The 20,032-nt window shown below is 60.8% G+C and carries 15 protein-coding genes; 6 read left to right on the forward strand and 9 right to left on the reverse strand.

All coding sequences use genetic code 11. The features are described 5' to 3' along the window. Positions 1 to 39: 39 nt before the first annotated feature. On the forward strand, positions 40 to 1,053 hold the full coding sequence (locus G5V57_RS21935) for an ATP-binding cassette domain-containing protein (protein ID WP_165169669.1): 1,014 nt from the start codon (positions 40 to 42) through the stop codon (positions 1,051 to 1,053). Further along, the gene (locus G5V57_RS21940; RefSeq protein ID WP_165169670.1) at positions 1,050 to 1,868 is read left to right on the forward strand and encodes an ABC transporter permease; all 819 of its coding nucleotides are present in this window, start codon (positions 1,050 to 1,052) and stop codon (positions 1,866 to 1,868) included. Before G5V57_RS21935 ends, G5V57_RS21940 begins: the two co-directional genes overlap by 4 nt. A 14-nt stretch (positions 1,869 to 1,882) precedes the next feature. Here G5V57_RS21940 and G5V57_RS21945 read toward each other — a convergent pair whose 3' ends face one another. Further along, on the reverse strand, positions 1,883 to 3,676 hold the full coding sequence (locus tag G5V57_RS21945) for a hypothetical protein (RefSeq protein WP_165169671.1): 1,794 nt from the start codon (positions 3,674 to 3,676) through the stop codon (positions 1,883 to 1,885). 287 nt (positions 3,677 to 3,963) lie between these two features. Here G5V57_RS21945 and cysS point away from each other — a divergent pair, with 287 nt between their 5' ends. Next, positions 3,964 to 5,292 (forward strand): cysteine--tRNA ligase, encoded by a 1,329-nt coding sequence (gene cysS / locus G5V57_RS21950; RefSeq protein ID WP_165169672.1) that lies wholly within the window; start codon positions 3,964 to 3,966, stop codon positions 5,290 to 5,292. After that, positions 5,289 to 6,887 carry a citramalate synthase gene (gene cimA, locus G5V57_RS21955; protein ID WP_165169673.1) on the forward strand — a complete coding sequence of 533 codons (1,599 nt, stop codon included), beginning with the start codon at positions 5,289 to 5,291 and terminating at the stop codon, positions 6,885 to 6,887. Before cysS ends, cimA begins: the two co-directional genes overlap by 4 nt. Positions 6,888 to 6,918: 31 nt before the next feature. On the opposite strand, the gene G5V57_RS21960 is transcribed toward cimA, so the two are convergent. Beyond that, positions 6,919 to 8,700, reverse strand: a complete 1,782-nt coding sequence (locus G5V57_RS21960; RefSeq protein ID WP_165169674.1) for an adenylate/guanylate cyclase domain-containing protein — start codon at positions 8,698 to 8,700, stop codon at positions 6,919 to 6,921. A 219-nt stretch (positions 8,701 to 8,919) separates the two neighbouring features. Then, positions 8,920 to 10,788, reverse strand: coding sequence for a tetratricopeptide repeat protein (locus G5V57_RS21965; RefSeq protein ID WP_165169675.1), 1,869 nt, complete (start codon positions 10,786 to 10,788; stop codon positions 8,920 to 8,922). Between the two features lie 353 nt (positions 10,789 to 11,141). On the opposite strand from G5V57_RS21965, the gene rarD reads away from it, so the two are divergent. Together rarD and G5V57_RS21975 are read left to right on the forward strand one after the other, a co-directional pair. Then, a complete protein-coding gene (gene rarD, locus G5V57_RS21970) occupies positions 11,142 to 12,080 on the forward strand; it encodes an EamA family transporter RarD (RefSeq protein WP_165169676.1) in 939 nt (312 codons plus the stop codon). A 236-nt stretch (positions 12,081 to 12,316) separates the two neighbouring features. Continuing rightward, entirely contained in the window at positions 12,317 to 13,324 is a 1,008-nt protein-coding gene (locus G5V57_RS21975) for a lysylphosphatidylglycerol synthase transmembrane domain-containing protein (RefSeq protein WP_165169677.1), read from the forward strand. Positions 13,325 to 13,329: 5 nt separating this feature from the next. On the opposite strand, the gene G5V57_RS21980 is transcribed toward G5V57_RS21975, so the two are convergent. Genes G5V57_RS21980 through G5V57_RS22005 form a run of 6 tightly spaced genes read right to left on the reverse strand, consistent with a single transcriptional unit; the run spans position 13,330 to position 19,918 of the window. Then, the gene (locus G5V57_RS21980; protein WP_165169678.1) at positions 13,330 to 14,757 is read right to left on the reverse strand and encodes a GMC family oxidoreductase; all 1,428 of its coding nucleotides are present in this window, start codon (positions 14,755 to 14,757) and stop codon (positions 13,330 to 13,332) included. 16 nt (positions 14,758 to 14,773) lie between these two features. Then, on the reverse strand, positions 14,774 to 15,178 hold the full coding sequence (locus G5V57_RS21985) for a hypothetical protein (protein WP_165169679.1): 405 nt from the start codon (positions 15,176 to 15,178) through the stop codon (positions 14,774 to 14,776). Then, positions 15,168 to 15,890, reverse strand: a complete 723-nt coding sequence (locus G5V57_RS21990; RefSeq protein WP_165169680.1) for an HAD family hydrolase — start codon at positions 15,888 to 15,890, stop codon at positions 15,168 to 15,170. The genes G5V57_RS21985 and G5V57_RS21990 overlap by 11 nt, the downstream gene beginning before the upstream one ends. After that, positions 15,887 to 16,969: a UbiA family prenyltransferase gene (locus tag G5V57_RS21995; RefSeq protein ID WP_371744583.1), complete on the reverse strand. Its 1,083-nt coding sequence runs from the start codon at positions 16,967 to 16,969 to the stop codon at positions 15,887 to 15,889. The genes G5V57_RS21990 and G5V57_RS21995 overlap by 4 nt, the downstream gene beginning before the upstream one ends. Then, on the reverse strand, positions 16,926 to 18,521 hold the full coding sequence (locus G5V57_RS22000; RefSeq protein WP_165169681.1) for a glycosyltransferase family 39 protein: 1,596 nt from the start codon (positions 18,519 to 18,521) through the stop codon (positions 16,926 to 16,928). Before G5V57_RS22000 ends, G5V57_RS21995 begins: the two co-directional genes overlap by 44 nt. Next, entirely contained in the window at positions 18,518 to 19,918 is a 1,401-nt protein-coding gene (locus tag G5V57_RS22005; RefSeq protein ID WP_371744834.1) for an aspartate aminotransferase family protein, read from the reverse strand. The genes G5V57_RS22000 and G5V57_RS22005 overlap by 4 nt, the downstream gene beginning before the upstream one ends. Between the last annotated feature and the right edge of the window lie 114 nt (positions 19,919 to 20,032).

A 20,032-nucleotide genomic window follows, 5' to 3' on the forward strand; every position in this document is an offset into this window, starting at 1 on the left:
ACGCTGCCCAGGTCATTTCACAGGTTTCACGGACGCGTCATGAACGATGCCATGCGTATGAACAATTCGTCGTCTGTCGAAGGCCGCCCTGAGCCAGCCATTGCGGTGCGCGGGCTGGTCAAGCATTTTGGCGACGTCCGCGCCGTGGACGGCATCGATCTCGAGGTCCCGCGCGGCATGATCTTCGCCATTCTGGGCCCCAATGGCGCCGGCAAGACCACGCTGATGCGCATGCTGGCGACGCTCGCCTCGCCAGATACCGGCACGGCCAGCGTCATGGGCCATGATCTGATCGCGGCACCCCAGAAGGTGCGCGCCAGCATCGCCATGACCGGCCAGTTCGCCTCGCTCGACGAGGATCTGACAGGCAGAGAAAATCTCCTGATGCTGGCCCGTCTCTGGGGGTATCGTGGCCGCAACGCCAAAGAGCGCGCCGATGAGCTGCTCGCCGCCTTCGATCTGGCCGAGGCCGCCCATAAGCAGGTGAAGGCCTATTCGGGCGGGATGCGGCGCAAGCTCGATATCGCCGCCTCCCTTATCGTGACGCCGGGTGTGCTGTTCCTCGACGAGCCGACGACGGGGCTCGATCCCAATGCGCGCCAAGGCGTGTGGCGGATGATCCGCGCGCTTGCGGGCTCGGGCGTCACCATCCTACTCACCACGCAATATCTCGAGGAGGCCGATCAGCTGGCGGCCCGCATCGCCGTCATCGACAAGGGCAAAAAGATCGCCGAAGGCACGAGCCGCGAGCTGAAAGCCGCTACCGGCTCAGGCTTCCTCCATGTGGCGTTGGTCGATCCGGCAAGGCTCGATGACGCCCGCGCGCTTCTCGAGACGCATCTGGGAACCCAGGTCCAGCGCAATCCCGAAGGCGCCCAGCTTTCCGTCATGGCGGGCACGCCCGAGGCGGCCAGCCAGGCGATCGCCGCCCTCATCGCCGCCAGGATCGAGCTTGCCGATTTTTCGATGGGCTCGCCCAGCCTGGAAGAGGTCTTCTTCGCGCTGACGGACGGCAGCGGCAGACTGGGAAAAACGGAAGGTAGCGACCAATGACCGATGTGAGCTCATCCCTGCCGGCGCTGAGACTCGACCGGCCGCCGCCCCGGCCGCCGTCGGCCTTTTCCAACGCGCTCGTCTTCGGCTGGCGGGCCATCCTCAAATTCAAGCATGTGCCGGAGCAGCTCTTCGATCTGGTGATGACGCCGATCATGTTCACGCTGCTCTTCACCTTCGTCTTCGGGGGCGCGCTGGCGGGGTCGACCGGCGCCTATCTGCAGTTCTTCCTGCCCGGCATCCTGGTCCAGACCATCGTGTTCAACGCCGTCTATTCCGGCATGGGCCTCTCGACCGACCTCAGCAAGGGCCTGTTCGACCGCTTCCGCTCGCTGCCGATCTGGTCGCTGGCGCCTTTTGCCGGGCTGATGGTGGGCGACATATTGCGCCACCTGATCGCCGGCGGGCTCATCCTGATCATCGGCCTCATTTTGGGCTACCGGGCCGAAGGCGGGGTCTTGGGCGTCATCGCCGCATTCGCGCTGCTGATCGCCGTCGGTTTCGGCATGGGCTGGATCTTCATCGTGCTGGGCCTCCTGGTCCGCACGCCGATGACGGTGATGACCGTGGGTTTCACCTTCCTCTTTCCCCTGGTTTTCGCCTCCAACATCATGGTGCAGCCGGCGACCATGCCGGGCTGGCTCAGGGCCTTCGTCGAGGTGAATCCGGTGTCACTGATGACCACAGCCATTCGCGGGCTGATGGCGGGCCAGGCGAGCCTCCACGAGGTCCTCCTGGCGCTGGCGGGCCCGGCGGCGCTCACTCTGCTGCTCGCTCCCGTGACGCTCTGGCTTTACCGGCGGCGTGACCGGTAAGAATTGTTCGATCATCAAGTCAATGCGTTCGGCGAAGGAGCTGCGCTGCGCATGATCGCAATCTGCTCCCTCATATAGCCCAGCGCCGGGTCGAGAACCGCCCGCCATGCGTCCTGTGACTCTTCCCGAGCCTCCTCGTCCAGGTCTTTGTCCGCGTCCAGGAGCGCCACAAGGAACGCGTCGCGGAACATACCATAATATTCATCCTTGATTTCAAACTCACTGTGCTTCTCGATCTGTGCCGCGAAAGTGATGCCAACGGTGGGATTTAGAATGCTCAAAATGGTCTTGCGAAGGTTCTCTGCCTGCCTCTCCTCGTTCACTCCGCGATCCTCAAACAGCTTCTTGATATCGGCTCGCTCGAATAGCTTTTGGTAAAATGATCTGAAGAACGCCGGATCCTTGCTGAGCTTCGCTCGAAATCGGTCTCTGACATATCTTATGATCTCGTCCGGCACTTCGCCTTCCGCAACCTGGGTCAAGGCCTTGATCAAGTCGTTGATGGAAGCCCAGCGTCTCGCCGGATCGCGCGCCAGCATCCTGGCGATGATGAAGGAAAGCGCAGGTTCTTTGTGACGGAGCTCTGCCGGAAAACTGGATCGCGGTGATTCGAAGAAGGCCACGCTGTTCTTGAGGTCGCTGAACGCCTTGATCGAAATCGGGTGAGTGCCGGTCAGCACTTCCAACGCCAGCAAGCCCAGATGATATTGGTCGGCTCGTCCATCGATTGGCTCACCATAATAGCGCTCAGGGCTCAAATACGGCAGTTCGTTCACACTAAAGAGCTTGGTCGGCGAGACGCGGCAGGATTCAAGCGCTTCGTTGGCAATCGAGAGCAATGATACGCAGGCCCTGTCTCCATCGAAATGCACATTGCTCGGTTGCACAGGACCCATAATGTGCTGGCTGTCCGCATGCAGCTGCGCCGCGACACCCGCGAGTTGCGCGATGACCTTTGCCACCATTTTCTCCGGCAGCCTCTGACCGGATTTCAAGAGTTCGGCGAGGGTAGTGTCCTCGATGAAATCCATGACGACCCATGGCACAACGGGATCGTTCTCCGGAACAATATTCCGGATCGAGATCGCCGAGGGATCATTGATCTTTTCGACGACCCTGGCCCGGTTCACAAAATCCTTGGCAATCGACTCCCGCCCCGGTGCGGGAACCAGGGCCTTTACGGCGAGGATCCTGTCGTACTGATTGGCCTTGTAGAAAATCGAGTAGTCGCCTGCGGCGAAATCGGGTCCAAGACTGATGCCGAGTGACGAGACCGATTCGGCGACTCTTGATTTGAGAACAGCCCGAAAACTGTCGGACGTATCTCGTTGCAGGTCGATGATCTTGGCTAAAGTCTCTCGAATAACCCCCAGCGCCTCATCAAGCTCTTGGTCACTCAGCTGCCTGAGCGGCTTCTTCGCGCCTCCTGCCGCCTGGAGAGAATTGAGAACAGGAATTCGCCTTCGCTCGTCAGCGGAAATCTTGTCAATTGGCACCCACACGATGTTGAGGCCTCCGGCTGTATGTCGCCGGAGAATTGCCGGAAACTCTTTCTTTGCAATGAAATCCGAAGTCAGAAAGTTCCTTCCTACGAGAAGAAGGGCGATGCTTGACTTGATAATTGCGCGGTTGATGCTTTCTTGCCATTTCGTCGAGGCAATAATGTCCCGGTCGGACCACACGCTCAGCTGCGCGTTGAAGAAACCACCGAGCAGGTTCTTGAAGATCTCTGGCCAATCGCGAGCGGGCTGGCCTTTTCTGCTCTCTGTATCCTTGTGGCTATAGCTTAGGAATATTTGCTCAGTCATCGAACGCCCTCGCTTGAAGAACGTCCCGGCCGCTGAGTATGCAACTTTAATATGGTCTACCCCCGACGCAAGCCCGGGCTGGCCAGGCAGTACCCGTCCCCATCCGACCACTTGACGGGAGGGGGCAGTTCCGTCATTTTGCCGGCCCATGACGACCGCCCCCCATTATGCCGTCCCGATGTGCGGCATGATTATTATCTGCATCTAGCGTTTAAACGCTGGCAGGCGGTCGCTTTACCTAAATTCAAGTCGAAGCGAGCTCCGGGCCGGCAAGCCCGAGTACCCCTATGACTTTAAGACTTTACAATACCCTGACCCGAGCCAAGGACGTCTTCGCGCCGATCGATCCCCAGGCGGTGCGCCTCTATGTCTGCGGCCCGACGGTCTATGACTATGCCCATATCGGCAATGCCCGGCCGATCATCGTCTTCGACGTCCTCTTCCGGCTGCTGCGCCATCTTTATGGGCCTGAGCACGTCGTTTACGTGCGCAACATCACCGACATCGACGACAAGATCAATGCCAGGGCGAAGGAAGAGGGCGTCGCCATCGGCGACCTCACCGGCCGCACGACGGCCCAGTTCCACGCCGACATCCAGGCGCTTAACGTGCTGCAGCCCACCTTTGAGCCGCGCGCCACCGGCAGCATCCCCGAGATCATCGCCCTCATCGAGATGCTGATCGCCAAGGGCCATGCCTATGCGGCGGAGGGCCATGTGCTCTTCGACGTGCCCTCGATGAAGGACTACGGCAGGCTGTCGCGCCGGCCGCTCGACGACATGATCGCCGGCGCCCGCGTCGACGTGGCCCCCTATAAGAGGGGCGAGATGGACTTCGTCCTGTGGAAGCCGTCGAGCCCGGATCTGCCCGGCTGGGACAGCCCGTGGGGCAGGGGCCGGCCGGGCTGGCATATCGAATGCTCGGCCATGTCATGGAAACATCTGGGCGAGACATTCGACATCCATGGCGGCGGCATCGACCTCATCTTCCCGCATCACGAGAACGAGGTGGCGCAGTCGCGCTGCGCCTTCGGTTTGCCCGTGATGGCGAATGTGTGGATGCATAACGGCTTCCTCCAGATCGACGGCCAGAAGATGTCGAAGAGCCTCGGCAACTTCGTCACCATCAACGAGGTCCTGAAGGACTGGCCGGGCGAGGTCGTGCGCTTCAACATGCTGCGCACCCACTACCGCCAGCCGATCGACTGGACGGTGAAGGGGCTCGAGGAAAGCACCCGCATCCTCGACGGCTTCTACAATTCGGCCGCCGCGCGCCTGACCGAGGAGGAGCGCATTGCAGCGCCGGTGCTCGAAGCCCTGTGCGACGACCTCAACACGCCGCGCGCCATCGCCGAACTGCACGCGCTCGACCGGCCGAATTTCCAGGTCGAGCTCGGCGCCACCCTCAATGAGCTGGGCTTCACCGGCAAGCATGTCGAGGAGAAGGCGGCGAAGATCGACGAGCACAAGGTCAATGAGCTGATCAAGGCGAGGCTCGCCGCCCGCGCCGCCAAGAACTGGGCCGAGAGCGACCGCCTGCGCGGTGAGATTGATGCACTCGGCGTCGTGGTCAAGGACAACAAGGACGGTACGACGAGCTGGGAGGTGAAGCCATGACGCGCGAGCGCCTCTATCTCTTCGACACCACTTTGCGCGACGGCCAGCAGACGCCGGGCGTCGACTTCTCGCTCGACGACAAGCTCGTCGTCATGGAGATGCTGGATGAGCTCGGCCTCGATTATATCGAGGGCGGCTATCCGGGCGCCAACCCGACCGACACGGCGCTCTTCGGCGCGCCGCGCGGCACCAAGGCGACCTTCACCGCTTTCGGCATGGTGAAGCGGGCAGGGCGCTCCGCGTCCAACGATCCGGGCCTGCAGGATATTCTGCGCGCCGAGGCCAAGGCCATCTGCTTCGTTGCCAAATCCTGGGACTACCATGTTCGCGTCGCCCTTCAGACGACGAATGAGGAGAATCTCCTAACTATCCGGGAATCCATCGAAAATGCCAGGGCGCTTGGGCGCGAGGTGCTGCTCGATTGCGAGCATTTCTTTGACGGCTTCAAGGCCAATCCGGCCTATGCGCTCGAGGTCGCCAAGACCGCCTACGCGGCAGGCGCGCGCTGGGTGGTGCTGTGCGATACCAATGGCGGAACCTTGCCGCAAGAGATCTCCGAGATCGTCCGTGCCGTGACGAAGACGGTGCCGGGCAGCCATCTCGGCATCCATGCCCATAACGACACCGAACAGGCGGTGGCCAATTCGCTGGCCGCGGTCCTGGCCGGCGCGCGCCAGATCCAGGGCACGCTCAACGGCATCGGCGAGCGCTGCGGCAACGCCAATCTCGTCTCGATCATCCCGACTTTGGTGCTCAAGCCGGAATACGCCGCGCGGTTCGAGACCGGCGTGACGGAACAGAAGCTGGCGACGCTGACCCATGTGTCGCGCGCCTTCGACGAGCTTCTGAACCGCAGCCCCAATGCACAGGCGCCCTATGTGGGCAGGAGCGCCTTCGCCACCAAGGCCGGCATCCATGCCTCGGCGATCGTCAAGGAGCCCGAGACCTACGAGCATGTGCCGCCCGAGAGCATCGGCAACCGCCGCCGCATGCTGGTCTCCGACCAGGCCGGCAAGTCCAACCTGCTGTCCGAGCTCGCCCGCATCGGGCTCAGTGTCGACAAGACCGACACGCGCCTCGATGCGCTGCTGCGCGAGGTGAAGGAGCGGGAGTCGCAGGGCTATGCCTATGACGGAGCGGATGCCTCTTTTGAGCTCCTGGCGCGCCGCATGCTCGGCACGGTGCCCGAATATTTCGACGTCCAGTCCTTCCGCGTCATTGTCGAGCAGCGCCACAACGCGTCGGGCGAGCTCGTCACCATGTCGGAGGCCGTGGTCAAGGTGAAGGTCGACGACGAAGTTTTCCTCAATGCCGGCGAAGGCAACGGCCCGGTGAACGCGCTCGACGTGGCGCTCCGCAAGGATCTCGGCAAGTTCCAGCGCTTCATCGACGATCTCGAGCTTGCCGACTACAAGGTCCGTATCCTCAATGGCGGAACGGGAGCCACTACCCGCGTTCTGGTCGAAAGCCGCGACGGCAAGGGCAATCGCTGGTTCACCGTCGGCGTGTCGCCCAATATCGTCGATGCGTCCTTCCAGGCCTTGTCGGATTCGATCGTCTTCAAGCTGCTGCGCGAAGAGGTGGCGGCCGCCTAAAGCGTGATGCCTCTAGGAGGAGTCGCTATCATCAGGCTTCAGATAGTCCGGCTTTTCGCAGTCCCTCCACAAGACAGTTGAGCGCGGCAGCGTCTGCGATCGGCCAGTAGTCACGAATGAACGCAAGATCGATATCGGGGCGAAAGGCGTGCAGCCCCTCGACGCTGCGCTTCGCGTCCTCCATCCGCCCGAGATGCGCGTGCGCGGCGGCCAGTATCGCCCAGCGGGACCACTGGATGTTTGGTTCGCGCAGCGACCGCTCGGCCGCCTCTATCGCTTCCTGCAGCCGTCCCAAGAAGAGGCACGCCTCGGCCTTGCGAACCAGGAATTGTCCAAAATAGGGATCCTGCGGGCTGAGACGCATTGCCAAATCAATGTGCGGCAGAGAGGCCTCCGGTTGCCCGCCGGTGGCAAGCGTCATACCGAGGGCGTAGTGGGCCTGAGCAAAGCTTGGATTGAGCTCGACTGCCTTGCGAAGCTCAAACACGGCTGAATCATGCCGGCGCACCAGCGTGAGGGCCCGCCCGAGAGCGTAGTGGTTGAATGCGTCCTGCCCGTCGAGCTCCACGGCCTTCTCCGCGAACCTCAGAGCATCGGCCTTCGCGGCAGCCCCGGTGTCGACGTAACCGCCCACAAACTGGAAGAAAAATGCTTCCTCGGTTGCGGCATAGGCACGTGCCATCCGCGGATCGATCGCGATCGCCTGGCGGAACAACTGATGTGCCTCGGCAAGATCCTCCCGCGTCCGCTTGTAGGTGTGCCAAAGGCCTCGCCGGTAGAGGTCCCAGGCGTGCAGATCGTCGGGCCGGTTCGCCCGCGCCCGCTCGCGTTCGGCCTTACCGAGCTCAGGCTCGATCGCGCCCACCAGCGTCGCCGTGATCTCGTCCTGAACGGCGAAAATATCTTCCAGGTCGCGGTCGTAGCGTTGTGCCCAAACGTGTTTTCCGGACAGGCCATCAATCAGCTGCGCCGTGACACGAACGCGATTGCCAACCTTACGAACACTGCCTTCGAGCACATAGGCCACGCCCAGCACACGGGCAACTTCGCGGACGTCAGGCGATTGCCCCTTATACGCGAAGCAGGAATTGCGGGCGATCACGAAGAACCATCTTATTCGCGACAGCGCGGTGATCAAATCCTCGGAGATCCCGTCGACAAAATACTCCTGATCAGGATCGCCGGACATGTTGGTAAACGGCAGAACTGCAATCGAAGGCTTGTCGGGCAGCGCCAGTCGCGCCGACTGGTCTGCGCGCGCGGCTAGCCGCGGCCGCGCTTGTGCGGCGTTGCCGGCCTGAAGTGCGTAGATGCGCATCGGTTCGGCGATGTTCTTCAGCTTCGTCTCGCCCAGATCGGTGATGACGAGATCCAGCCGAGATCGCACCTGCCGGTAAGCATCGTCGGAGAGGCATATCGCGCCCGGCTGAGCGACGCCTTCGAGCCGCGCTGCGATATTGACGCCGTCACCCATGAGATCGCCGTCGCTTTCCTCGACGACGTCTCCCAGATGGATGCCTATGCGGAACTCGATGCGGCGCTCGGGCGGCAGCCCGGCATTGCGCTCAAGCATGGCGTTCTGCACCTCTATGGCGCAGCGCACGGCGTCGACGACACTGCGGAACTCGACGAGCGCACCATCGCCGGTGCGCTTGACCACGCGCCCATTGTATACGGTGATGGTTGGATCGATGACATCGCTGCGCAGCGCTCGCAGCCGGGCAAGCGTGCCTTCCTCATCGGCTCCAGTGAGACGGCTGAAGCCGACTACGTCCGCCGCCAAGATAGCGGCAAGTTTCCTTTGCTCTGCCATCGCGATGCTCCGCTAGAGCGCCGGACGCTCACATAGAATCGGTCCGGCGCTCTAACCCTTAGATTTGCGCATCGGATTATCCGAAAACCGCTGCGCACTTTTCGGTCCGATGCTCTAACGCCAAGCGTAGCATAAACTCGCTCGCGGCAGGAGGACTCCCGCGATTCCCCCGCCAGGAGGCAGTCGGTAATCGGTGCTCTTCAATGTCAGAATTGGAGGCTATTCGACGGATCCAATCAGCTTTTTATAGCGCGGATGACTGCGGATTGGATCGAAATACGAATCGTGCGCGACCCAGATTTTTGAGTCGGTTTGGCCTTGAAACAATATCTCCAGTAGATCGATAGCCCGGTCCAGCTCGCCGAGCACCGAATATACAACGGCGGCGTTGTATCGTGCGTTGCTGTCCTCCGGATCGATCGCCAAGGCACGCGCCACCCACTCTTTTGCCCGATCCCGTTCGCCGAGCACGGCTAGCGCGCACGCGCCCAGTTGGATGGGGTCGGAAATGTCCGGATGCAGCCGATGCGCTTCCTCGGCTCTTTTCCATCCAAGCCTCGCGTAGCCTTCCACTTCATCGTAGCGTCCAAGGGAACGCAAGGCAGCAGTGAGGAGGAGTGGCGAACGGTAATCATCGGGCTCGACTTCCAGGGCGCGAACGAAATGTCTCGCTGCGAGATCAAAATCGCCTTGGTTGAGGCAAAATTCACCGTAAAAGAGATTCGCCTCATAGTTGTTGGGGTCGAGCGAGAGCGCCGTCTCGAAGGCTGAAGTCGCCTCGGCTGAGCGGCCGGCGATGTTCAACGCCATCCCGCGGGCCGCATGGGCCTCGGCTAGACCGGGATCGATCGACAGCGCCTTGCCGGCGGTTGCGAGAATTGTTTCGACGGCGACCGCGACCCCCTCCGAAGATTTCAGATAGGACTCGCAATTGGCCATACCTGCATAAGCGCGCGCATAGAGTGGATCGAGTTCCGCCGCCCTGGCAAACAAGCTTCGGCCCAATGTCAGGGACGATCTTGTCCTCATTTTGAGGAGCTGACGTCCTCTCAGATAGTCGGTATAGGCGTGAACATTCGCGGTTGGCGTCCGGGCGATCGCCGTCCTCTCCTCCACCAGCAGTCTGATCTTGAGCTGATCGACGATCATGTGGGTGATCTCGTCCTGCACGGCGAAGATGTCAGTCAGGTCGCGGTCGTAGCGGGCGGCCCACAGATGGCCGCCGCTGGCGCCGTCGATGAGCTGGCTGGTGATGCGTACCCGCTGGCCCGCTTTGCATACACTGCCTTCGAGCAGGAACTTCACGCCGAGCTCAGTGGCAGCCTGCTGCATATTCACCGCCTTGCCCTTGTAGAGGAACGACGAGTTCCGGCTCACCACGAACAAGCCTGAAATCTGGGACAAGTCGGTGATGATATCGTCGGTAATGCCGTCGGAGAAATATTCCTGCTCCGGATCGCCGCTCACATTGGCGAAGGGCAGGACAGCGATTGATGGCCTATCCGTAACGGCAGGCTTTACCGAGGCTGGCGTCACGGCCGCGGATCCGGGTAGCGGTGAACCGGGATAAACGTCGAAGACGCGCACCGGCCGCTCGATATTCTTGAGTACATGCTCACCGGTGTCCTCGAAGGTAAGTTCGAGCCGGTTGCCGACATTTTCGCGAACCACGGCTGACACCGAGATACCGCCCGGCCTGGCGATAGCCTCGATGCGTGCAGCAATGTTGACCCCTTCGCCATAGAGATCGTTGTCCTCGATGATGATGTCGCTCAGATTAATGCCGATGCGAAATTCGATCCGACGGTCCTGCGGGACATCGCTGTTACGAATGCGCATCTCGCGCTGGATTTCTAAGGCGCATTCGACCGCATTCACCACGCTTGGGAATTCGACCAGCATGCCGTCGCCGGTGAGCTTGGCGATGCGGCCTTGATAATCGGCGATCTTCCTGTCGAGCAATTCACTGCGATGCGCTTTTAATGCCTCCAGCGTGCCGACCTCGTTGGCGCCCATGAGGCGGCTGTACCCCACGACGTCCGCCGCCAGAATGGCCGCAAGCCGACGCTCAACCTGCCGCGCGCCCATATCCCGATCTCCTGACTGCGAAAATTCTACTCGCCTTAGCGAGGATTATCTAATGCCAACGTGGCAGCATGGTTGAAGTGCATAAGGTGACCGAAATGAACGTCTTCCGTGACTGACTCGACCGTCAGAGGCAGACCTGGCGGAAGACCGCTTGCGCCAGCACCTTGCCCGGCCTCCGCTTGCGCTCCGGCGCTCGATGCTTAAAAAGGTCCGCAGTACCGCCTCTCGCCCCGCAAGGGGGAGAAGGGGAGATTGAGGAACCATCCGGGGACCTCACGCGTGCGCCTCGGGCATGCGACCTATGCTTGCGGGCCGGGTGGCTGAACCTATAGGGCTCGGCTAAACCCCCGGCGATGTCCGCCATCGATACTCCTGTTTCCGCCGCCCATCTGGCCGAGGCCAAGAAGGGTGTCGCCTTCGGCATTGCGGCCCATCTCGTCTGGGGCGTGATGGCCTATTATTTCAAGCTCCTCGATGCCGCCTCGCCGGTCGAGATCGCGGTCCATCGCGGCCTCTGGTCGCTCGCCGTCGCCGCCATCGTCATTTGGCTGCTGGGCCAGTTCGACGACGTGAGGAGGGCGCTGGCCAGCCCCCGTATCGTGCTGACCCTGCTGTTCACCAGCCTGCTCATCGCCTTCAACTGGGGTTTCTATGTCTGGGCCATCCAGCATGGCCGCACCATCGAGGCGAGCCTCGGTTATTTCATCAACCCGCTCCTCAATGTTCTGGCGGGCGCCATCTTCCTCGGCGAGCGCTTCACCCGTCTGCAGCTGACCGCCATCGCGCTGGCGGTGATCGCGGTGCTGATCCAGACCATCGCGGCGGGCGTCGTGCCCTGGCTCGGGCTCATGCTGGGCGCGAGCTTCTGCCTCTATGGCCTGATCCGCAAGACCGTTGCCGTCGGCGCGACGCAGGGCTTCTTCATCGAAGTGCTGATCATTTTCCTGCCCGCATTCGCCATTGCGGTATGGATGGGCGAGACGGGCGAGGCGCTCTTCCTGACGACGCCTTTCTATACGTGGATGCTGATCGGCTGCGGTGTCCTCACCGCGACGGCGCTGCTGTTCTTTTCCGTCGCGGTCCGGCGCATCCGCTATTCGACCGCCGGCATCATGCAGTATATCTCGCCGTCGCTCGTCTTCCTCACCGCCGTCTTCGTCTTCGGCGAGCCGATGGATGGCTGGCGCTGGCTGTCCTTCGTGCTTCTGTGGGGCGCGCTCGCCATCTACACCTATGCCGCGTTGCGCGAGGGCCGGAGGATGCAGGAAGCGCTGGAGCCGGCGCAGGGGTGACGCCATTCGAAGATCGGGACGGGACAAGTCAGGTCCCTTGCCTCCACGGTTTGCAGATGGAGTTTTGTTGACATTTTGGCCCTAGCGGATGAGACTCCGCTAGTCGGGCCAACCCCATAGGACCGTCGCCCCCGAGGGAGCGATACGAATTCATCTCTGTAAACTCCTTTGCAAGTTCAAGATGATCGATCGGACAACGCTCGCGGCGCGCCATCCGCAGTATAGGACTGCACGCGATGCGTGACGCCAGCCGGGTACCGCGAAGCCGCATCGCAACGGCGCTTCGTATCGGCCTCGGACTCGCGGCCGGGGTCGCGTTCGTCATACTGGTCGTACGTGATGTGCGTTTGGCGGAAGTCGGCGCCTTGCTTCAGCGCGCCAGGGTGAGCCCGCTACTCATCGCGATTTTTGCCTTTGTCACGGATTTCCTGCTGCGGGCCGTGCGCTTCTGGATGATGCTTCGACAAACAAGCCGTCGCGACATCCCTTTGGCACCGACCGTGGGCCCGTTCATCGCCAGTTTCGGCATGAGCGATTTCCTGCCGCTGCGGGTCGGCGACGCCTTTCGCGTGGTATGGTTCAGCCGGCAGTTTGGCATCTCCGCGGGCACCGTGATCGGCACGATGATCGTTGAGCGAATTCTCGATCTGGTGACGATCGTCATCCTGGGAGCGCTCGCCCTCGCGCTGGTCGATGTCTCGGCACAGCCTGGATTGGTATGGCACTTCCAGGTCGCCCTCGCCGTGGCTCTTCTTGGAGGACTCGGCATGCTGTTTGCGCCGGCCCTTCTTACTCGAATGTTCGAGAGGTTGTTGCGGGGCGTCGAGCTGTCTGTCGTTGCGATGCTGATCTCAGGCTTGCGGGCCACATCGGCAGCCGTGCTTCAGGTCGGATCCTGGCAGAGAATCGCTATGTTCACGGGGATGTCCCTGGCCTTGTGGATTCTCGAAAGTCTGGTGCTCGTTGGCGCCTGGCTGAGCCTGGGCGGAGCGGCGGGCGATTGGCTGAAGCCCTTCCTGGCATTTGCCTTCAGCACACTCGGAACTCTTGTACCCAGTCTTCCAGGACACTTTGGCGCCTTCGAGTTCTTCGGAGTCCAGGCTTTCGCTCTTGTCGGGGTCGACGCGTCGGTCGCTATTGCTGTGGTGCTCCTTGCTCATCTCATCCTATGGGCGCCGACGGCAATTTTCGGGGTCTGCTGGCTGCTTTTCGCCTCAGCCGAGAAGGCGCCGCGATCGACCTGAGACAATCACCGCAAGGCAAAGTTATTGTCTATGGCGTGAGTTGCATTGCGGTGCGCGATCGCCATGACCGTCCCTTGCGGGTTCACGACGGTCGGACCGCAAAGCAGCGATGCATCGGCGATATAGAGACCGTCTGCTTCACGCACGCGACCGAACGAGTCCGTCGCGCAACGCGCCAGGTTCTCGCCCATCGGGCATGACGAGAAGACGTGAACCGATGTCAGATTGTTGCCGGACCCCTTGGGCAGGCTCTCCGGCAGTTTCCGAAGATCAGCGCTCGAACGGAGTACAGGATATTGGGGCGCGGCGGGATAGACGGCGACGGCGCCGGCAGCGAGCAGCGCCTGCGCCAATCGTCTCAATCCATCGGCATATTGGCTGAGGTCCCAGTCGCTATGGCGAACCCGTACCAACGGATCGCGGAAGAACGGCAGATTGCGCACCGTTGCGCATCCACCGGTCGTCTGCACATAGTAGATGCCCATTCGACGCCAGCGATCCTGGAGTTGCGGCGTAAAGCCGGCTCTATTCGCCATGGCCAGTGCGAGCAATGGCTGGCTGCTGACAGAACAGCCCATGCCGAATAGGGGTTCGAACTCCTTGATTTGATGGACGGGATCGTAATCGCCGGAAACATTCACCTCGTCCGCGAACTCCGCGACAACCTTCAGCATCGGGTGAAAGCGCAGGGAATCTCCAATGTTCCACTTTATGCCGCTACGTCGCAGGAGGGCGGGCGTCTGAACGGCACCGCATGCGATGAAGACCCTGTCGGCGGAAATAGTGACGGCCTGGCGAGTGCCATTCGATGGCGCATGCGTCGCGTCCAGATGCCACTTGCCTCCCCTTCGCGAAAGCCGGCGAACAGCGGTATCGGCCATCAGCCGACCCCCAGCTTCGAGAAAGCGCGAAACGAAAGTCGCCGACATCGACTGCTTGCCGGCATCTCGACCGGCGTAACGGTAAAGGCGCGGCGCCTCGATCACCTTCCAGCCGAGAGCCTTTGCCCCATCCCGCAGGCGTTTGGAGATCGGAGATGCCTCGCCCGGCAGATGTTCGACACGCGCGATTTCTTCACAGGCCGCGAAATGCGGCGTCAACTCATCGAGCGAGAGATGCTGGACGTCATAATCGGCGCGCCACCAATCGAGAACATAGGCGGGCGTGCGATGGTACAGGCCGCGATTGACTTCGCTACCACCGCCGACGCAGCGTCCCTCGACATAGGCGATGGGCGTGGAACCGAGCGCGACACTTATCCCGGCATTGCGGTATTTCTGGAGAATCTCATCGCGGGAAAAATGTGCCGGCCAATGGACGGGAAGTTTCTGCCCCTCTTCGATGAGAAGCACGGATCTGCCCGCCTCGGCACAGAGCGTTGCCGTGACCGCCCCACCGGGGCCGGAGCCTATGACGACGATGTCCGCCGTCATCTGCTCCCGGAGGCGCTCAGTCCTGTTTCGTGCAAAAGTCAGAGGCGGTTTCCTCCTTGTTCAGTTCGGAATACAGGGCGAAGATCACGAAGGAACGGTAGAATGCGATCAACGCTTGGCGAAACGTCAGGCGTGATCGCTGCCAACGCTCGACCTGGTCGATACGGCGCGCGAGATCGAGACGATGAAACGGTCTTCCACTGACGATGAGGGGCCAGGCATCGAAGACCAGCGTGAGTATTCGGAATACAAGACGCAGATAGTCCGGCATTCTCGCCAGCGTTGCCTGCAGAAAGGCGACAATCGGCGCCAGATTCACCTGTTCGCTGGAATTCGGCCTGTCGATCCTGACCAGCGTGTCCGTCAGGGCGCTTACACAACTATCCACGCTGGGGAACTTGGGGGCCGAGTCAGGCTTCATGATCTCGTTCCAATGTCCTCGACTGAAGCAGCGGCGCGAAAACGGCGTCGTGATAGGACCGGAATGTCATGCAGCGAGGGTCTTTGTGATCTGAGCGGATCAAGGCGTCCATGCCCACTCTCTCGGCGATGGCCCAGTCCCGGTCGAAGCGGTCACCCACCATCAAGGCCCGCTCCGCCGGAATGCCGGTCGTGCGGAGTATTTTGACCAGACCGGCCGGGTCAGGCTTCAGACTCTTCACGTCGACGTCGGTCGCGCTGACGACGAGGTCGGCTTCCAGGGCAAGCGCGGCGAGCTTCTCAACTGCAGGATAGTCCGAAAGGATAGCGATGAGCCGACCCGACTGACGCAAGCCTTCGAACAGCGCTCCGATGCCCGGGTAGCGACAGGCGGGAAGGTAAGGGAGCGGTGTGCGGTCGATCCATTCCCTCACGATCGCCTTTACCTCTTCGACCGGGCGCCCGTTGAGAGCGGCTGTCTCCGCAAACTGCCGCTCCATGAAATCATCGGGCGAAGTGCGGGCCAAAGACTCTCTGCAGGCGCGAAAGTCCCGCAGGATCTTCATGGTATTGAAGCTGCACGACCGCATCGCGTCAAGAAGCAGGCCGAGGAGCATGCGCTTTCTCAGTCGAGCCTGATTGTAGAGCGTGCCGTCAACATCGAATACCACAAGATCGCGGCCATCCCAGATCGACGGAGCGCTATGCTTCATTTCAACCTGTCAACCGGGATGAAGCTCGCCTTCGAGAGGTCGTAGAGAAACGGCATGTCGACAAAGGAAGTGATAAGCAGCGCGATTACCGCGATGCCGAGCGATGCAACCAACCGCCTTGAGTGAAACATTCGCTCTGGCCGTTGTGCGATCGAATCCCTCCGGAGGGCAAGCCAAAGATAGGAAGAAAACAAGACGGCGATGAATGGCATAGCCACGATATATTCCAGCCGGTATTTGACCAGAAACGCAGAAATGAAGAACGCCGATATCATCGCGTAGAGAAAGCAGGAAACCGTCAGGCTCTCGGCGTTGTAATAGCGGTAGGATCGGCGATAGCGGTGAAGGCGCTCTGCGCCGCCGGCGCCGATAATGTCCCGATATTCGGAGAGTCTCTTCGCGCCCATCAGAAAGGCGCCGGCCGACCAGTAGGCGATGATAATGCTGCTTGGAGGTAGCGTGGAAGGATCGATCAACGTCCAGCCGAGCGTCAGTCGGATCGGATTGTTCATCGCTTCTGAAATGACGTCGACATAAGGCAGGTCTTTCGTCCGGACCGGCGGCACATTGTAGATGAGACCGGAGACCAGAAAAACGACGGATGTCCAGAAGAAGGGGGTATTGATCTGCCACGCAAGGATCAAACCGACCGCGGCAAAGGTCGCATATTCGAGGTAGACGATGAAGGGGGAAAGCGACCACTGAACGGCGGGCCGCGCTTGTTTGGAGGGATGGTGCGCGTCGAAATCCCGGTCGAGCCATTCGTTGAGCACGTAATTCGCCGAAGCGATGGCGACTGCGCTCACAAAGCCGAGAAGGACCGATACAACCACGTTATCGAGAGAGGGTTCGCGCAGGGCATAGGCGAGAATGAGACCAGGTATGATGAAGACATGTTTGCTGGCATGATCGAACCTGGCGAGCGCGACGTAGCTGCCGAACGGTGCCCTTCCAGATTTCGGAGTGTTGACAAGCGGCAGAGTATCGACATCCATATTGTTGTTCTCCGACCCTTCGCGATGTCGCGGCACGGCCTCACTCCTTGGTGACAGCGGGCAGCACTTCGTAGATACGGCCATCAGGTTTCGTGGCGACGTTGACGAGGGAAAGGTGTTTCATGAGATCGGCTTCGCTGGCCCGGTAGAAACGCCAGTCGACTTTGTCGAGCATGACAATAAATGTGCGCTGAGTTTCCGCAGCGTGCTGCAGGCGGGACAATTGCTGTTCGTATGTGTTTGACGGGTCCTCGACCCCCGTACGCAACTGAAATCGCGCGGGAATGAAGGACGCCGGACGCTTCAGGACATACGCGATTGCATCTGGCCCGTTGCTGTAGACGAGCGCATTACCGGGCAGGTCTCGGATCGCAAGCATCGTCGGGGATTGTTTCCATTCGAGGCCGGCATAGCCAATTCCGGAATGATAGGCATCCAGGGACCTGACGACTGTGCGCGCCGAATGGGTGGACAAAACAATGATGGCAAGGACGACCAAGCTGTCGTGAATCATTCTCGAAGCGCCTGCCAAGCCACTCGATCCGGCAAGAGCGATTGTCACCGCCATGACGGTCATGACATATGGCGGCAAAGCGTATCTACTGTTCAGGAGCAGGTTCGCCTCGATCGTGGCGGCGAGAGCCATGAAAGCCATGTAGCAGACGGTAAACAGGCCGAGGATCAGGGGCAGAAAGTCGTGGACGACGATCGTCGTCCGAGCGCGCTCGAGGGCTCGGCGCGAATGCGCAGTGATCAAGCCGACCGCGGCCAGGGCGAAGATCAGGAAAACGATCGCTCGCAGCGAGTTCGGCACGTCGTCAGGCAGAAGCCAGGCCATCAACGATCCGAAGCTACGCCGCCACTCTTCCGGCCCCATATTGCCATAGAACCAGAGCTCGCGGCCGAGGGAGTGACCATGCCGGATTTGGCTGAGCGCCACCCAGAATACGAATATGCCGGCGCTCACGAGCCCGAAGAGGACCGCATCGGCAATGCGTCGGCGGCGGTCGTGCCGCGGATTGAGAAGGAGGCTCAGGGCGATCGCCCCGCCTAGTGTCGGCCCGGCAAATCGGGTGAGGGAGGCCACCGCCAGAACCACCGCGCTGGCGACGAGCCAGCCTCTTTTCTCAGTCTTGAAGTAACGCAGGATGGTCAGCAGGGTGAGAAGCAGGAAAAAAAGAAACGGCGGTTCCGACATCGCCGATGCGTGCACGGCTACGTATTGCGGCGCCAATACAATGAGCGCGGTGCCGACGATGGCATAGCGGTATTTGCCTGTGGCGCGAAACAGCAGGTGCCAAACAAGGAAGGTATTGGCGCAAGCGAAGATCAGTCCGAGTGCTTTGGCTCCGGCATCCATGTCTATGCCCATGAGCGCCGGCAGTCTCACGAGCCACGCATAGACGGGGGCGTCGTAAGGAAGGTCGTTGATGCCCATGTAGCGGGTGGTGTCGGGGAGAATTCCGATGCCGTGCCGGGTGTTGACGAGGAACACAGCGAGGGAGAGAAGCATCAAGCTGGTGCCGACAGTCCAATACCGTCGGTCCATTCGAACCGCCGGCTGGCTGTCGGATGTGGCGGCACCATCACAAGGCATGATCGAACCGCATGGCCGCGACATGCCTGCCACCGTCATGTCAGATCCCGGAAGACGCGCTTTATGTTCTGTGTCACGAAGCGGAGCGTCGCGTCCGCGATTCCGTTCGACAAAGTATCGTCCAGAGCCGCAATGAGCTTGTCGATGTGCCGCTGCTGCGCGACGAAGGGAGGCAGGAAATGCAGGAGGTCCCGCGCACCGGGCTGGAAATGCACCAGGATATTGTGGCGCTCGAACAGTTGTCGGGTCACCGCGCCGATCAGGACGGTCTGGTAGGTTTGAAACAAGGGGTTCTTTGAAACATCGATGAGTTTGGACGCCAGGTCCTGGTGAAAGTTCAGGCGGATCGCCTGGAACAGACCCCTGCCGCGAACATCGACAATCTGCCGGGGATATTTCGCCTTCAGGTCGTGGAGGCGCGTCGAGAGGTATTGGCCGATGCGCTCGGCATTCTCGATCAATCCTTCATCTTGAAGAATGTTGAGCGTCTCAATTGCGACGGCGCAGCTTGCGCCGAGGCCGCTGAAGGTCGAGCTATGCAGGGTGCAGTCGTTTTTATTGCCGTAGGCCCGGTCGAAGAGCGCTTGCGATGTAACCATGGCCGCGACTTCCCGCTTGCCGCCTCCCAACGTCTTCGCGAGCGTCACGATATCGGGAACGACATCTTCATATTGGAAGGCGCAGAAGCGGCCACTGCGTCCCATTCCGACCTTCACCTCATCGAAGATCGAAATGATGTCGCTTTTTCTGCAGAGCGCCACGAACTGACTCAGATAGCCTGCCTTTGGAACTTCGCAGGTCGTGCCGTTGATTGTTTCGATAATCGCGGCGATGATCGGGTTGCGGCCGCTGGCATCCGTTTCAGCCTTGATGGCAGCGCTCATAGCGTTGATGTCGCCATACGGGACGTAGACGACATTCTCCTTCGGCACGCCCAGCAGGAATCCGGATTGAACATCCGTCGCAGTGGTCAATGATAGGGGGCCGTGCGTTTTGCCGTGGAATGCGCCGCGCATGCACAGAAACTTGGTCTTGCCCTTCGGCGTCTGTACCCGCTCGCTGAGTTTCATGGCGGCCTCGTTCGCCTCCGCGCCGGAGACGGCAAAAAACGATACCGTCAGCGGCGGCGGCAGGAACAGAGACAGATTGTGGGCGAGCGCGCCTTGAAGCTTGTGCGGCGCGATCTTGATCGAATCGATGACCTTGCGCTCGTGGCACTTGCGTTCGGCTTCAATGATGCGGGGGTGGTTGTGTCCGAGTCCCACGACCCCAAGGCCGCCCGAGAAGTCGAGAAGGGTTCGGCCATCGTTCAGCCAGATCTCCAGCCCCTCGGCCCCTCTTATGTCCATGTCCTTGAGGCCGAGAATGTCGAATATCTGCAGCATGTATTTGTTCAGATGCCGCGAATACAAGGCATTCGCGTCGGCGGAATTCATATCGAGGCTCTGATCGAGCGAGAGCAATGGGAGCGCTTTGCCTCTGTAACCTACAGAAGTCTCAACAGCGTCGGACACGAATGGTATCCCGCAACATAGAAGGACGGTTGCTTG

Source organism: Nordella sp. HKS 07, assembly GCF_011046735.1.
Classification (GTDB): domain Bacteria; phylum Pseudomonadota; class Alphaproteobacteria; order Rhizobiales; family Aestuariivirgaceae; genus Taklimakanibacter.

What these genes read in the sequence shown, in the direction of transcription:
- G5V57_RS21935 (WP_165169669.1), top strand. Translation starts at nt 40, where the DNA reads ATGAACGATGCCATGCGTATGAACAATTCGTCGTCTGTCGAAGGCCGC.
- G5V57_RS21940 (WP_165169670.1), top strand. Translation starts at nt 1,050, where the DNA reads ATGACCGATGTGAGCTCATCCCTGCCGGCGCTGAGACTCGACCGGCCG.
- G5V57_RS21945 (WP_165169671.1), bottom strand. Translation starts at nt 3,676, where the DNA reads ATGACTGAGCAAATATTCCTAAGCTATAGCCACAAGGATACAGAGAGC.
- cysS (WP_165169672.1), top strand. Translation starts at nt 3,964, where the DNA reads ATGACTTTAAGACTTTACAATACCCTGACCCGAGCCAAGGACGTCTTC.
- cimA (WP_165169673.1), top strand. Translation starts at nt 5,289, where the DNA reads ATGACGCGCGAGCGCCTCTATCTCTTCGACACCACTTTGCGCGACGGC.
- G5V57_RS21960 (WP_165169674.1), bottom strand. Translation starts at nt 8,700, where the DNA reads ATGGCAGAGCAAAGGAAACTTGCCGCTATCTTGGCGGCGGACGTAGTC.
- G5V57_RS21965 (WP_165169675.1), bottom strand. Translation starts at nt 10,788, where the DNA reads ATGGGCGCGCGGCAGGTTGAGCGTCGGCTTGCGGCCATTCTGGCGGCG.
- rarD (WP_165169676.1), top strand. Translation starts at nt 11,142, where the DNA reads ATGTCCGCCATCGATACTCCTGTTTCCGCCGCCCATCTGGCCGAGGCC.
- G5V57_RS21975 (WP_165169677.1), top strand. Translation starts at nt 12,317, where the DNA reads ATGCGTGACGCCAGCCGGGTACCGCGAAGCCGCATCGCAACGGCGCTT.
- G5V57_RS21980 (WP_165169678.1), bottom strand. Translation starts at nt 14,757, where the DNA reads ATGACGGCGGACATCGTCGTCATAGGCTCCGGCCCCGGTGGGGCGGTC.
- G5V57_RS21985 (WP_165169679.1), bottom strand. Translation starts at nt 15,178, where the DNA reads ATGAAGCCTGACTCGGCCCCCAAGTTCCCCAGCGTGGATAGTTGTGTA.
- G5V57_RS21990 (WP_165169680.1), bottom strand. Translation starts at nt 15,890, where the DNA reads ATGAAGCATAGCGCTCCGTCGATCTGGGATGGCCGCGATCTTGTGGTA.
- G5V57_RS21995 (WP_371744583.1), bottom strand. Translation starts at nt 16,969, where the DNA reads ATGGCCGTATCTACGAAGTGCTGCCCGCTGTCACCAAGGAGTGAGGCC.
- G5V57_RS22000 (WP_165169681.1), bottom strand. Translation starts at nt 18,521, where the DNA reads ATGACGGTGGCAGGCATGTCGCGGCCATGCGGTTCGATCATGCCTTGT.
- G5V57_RS22005 (WP_371744834.1), bottom strand. Translation starts at nt 19,918, where the DNA reads ATGAATTCCGCCGACGCGAATGCCTTGTATTCGCGGCATCTGAACAAA.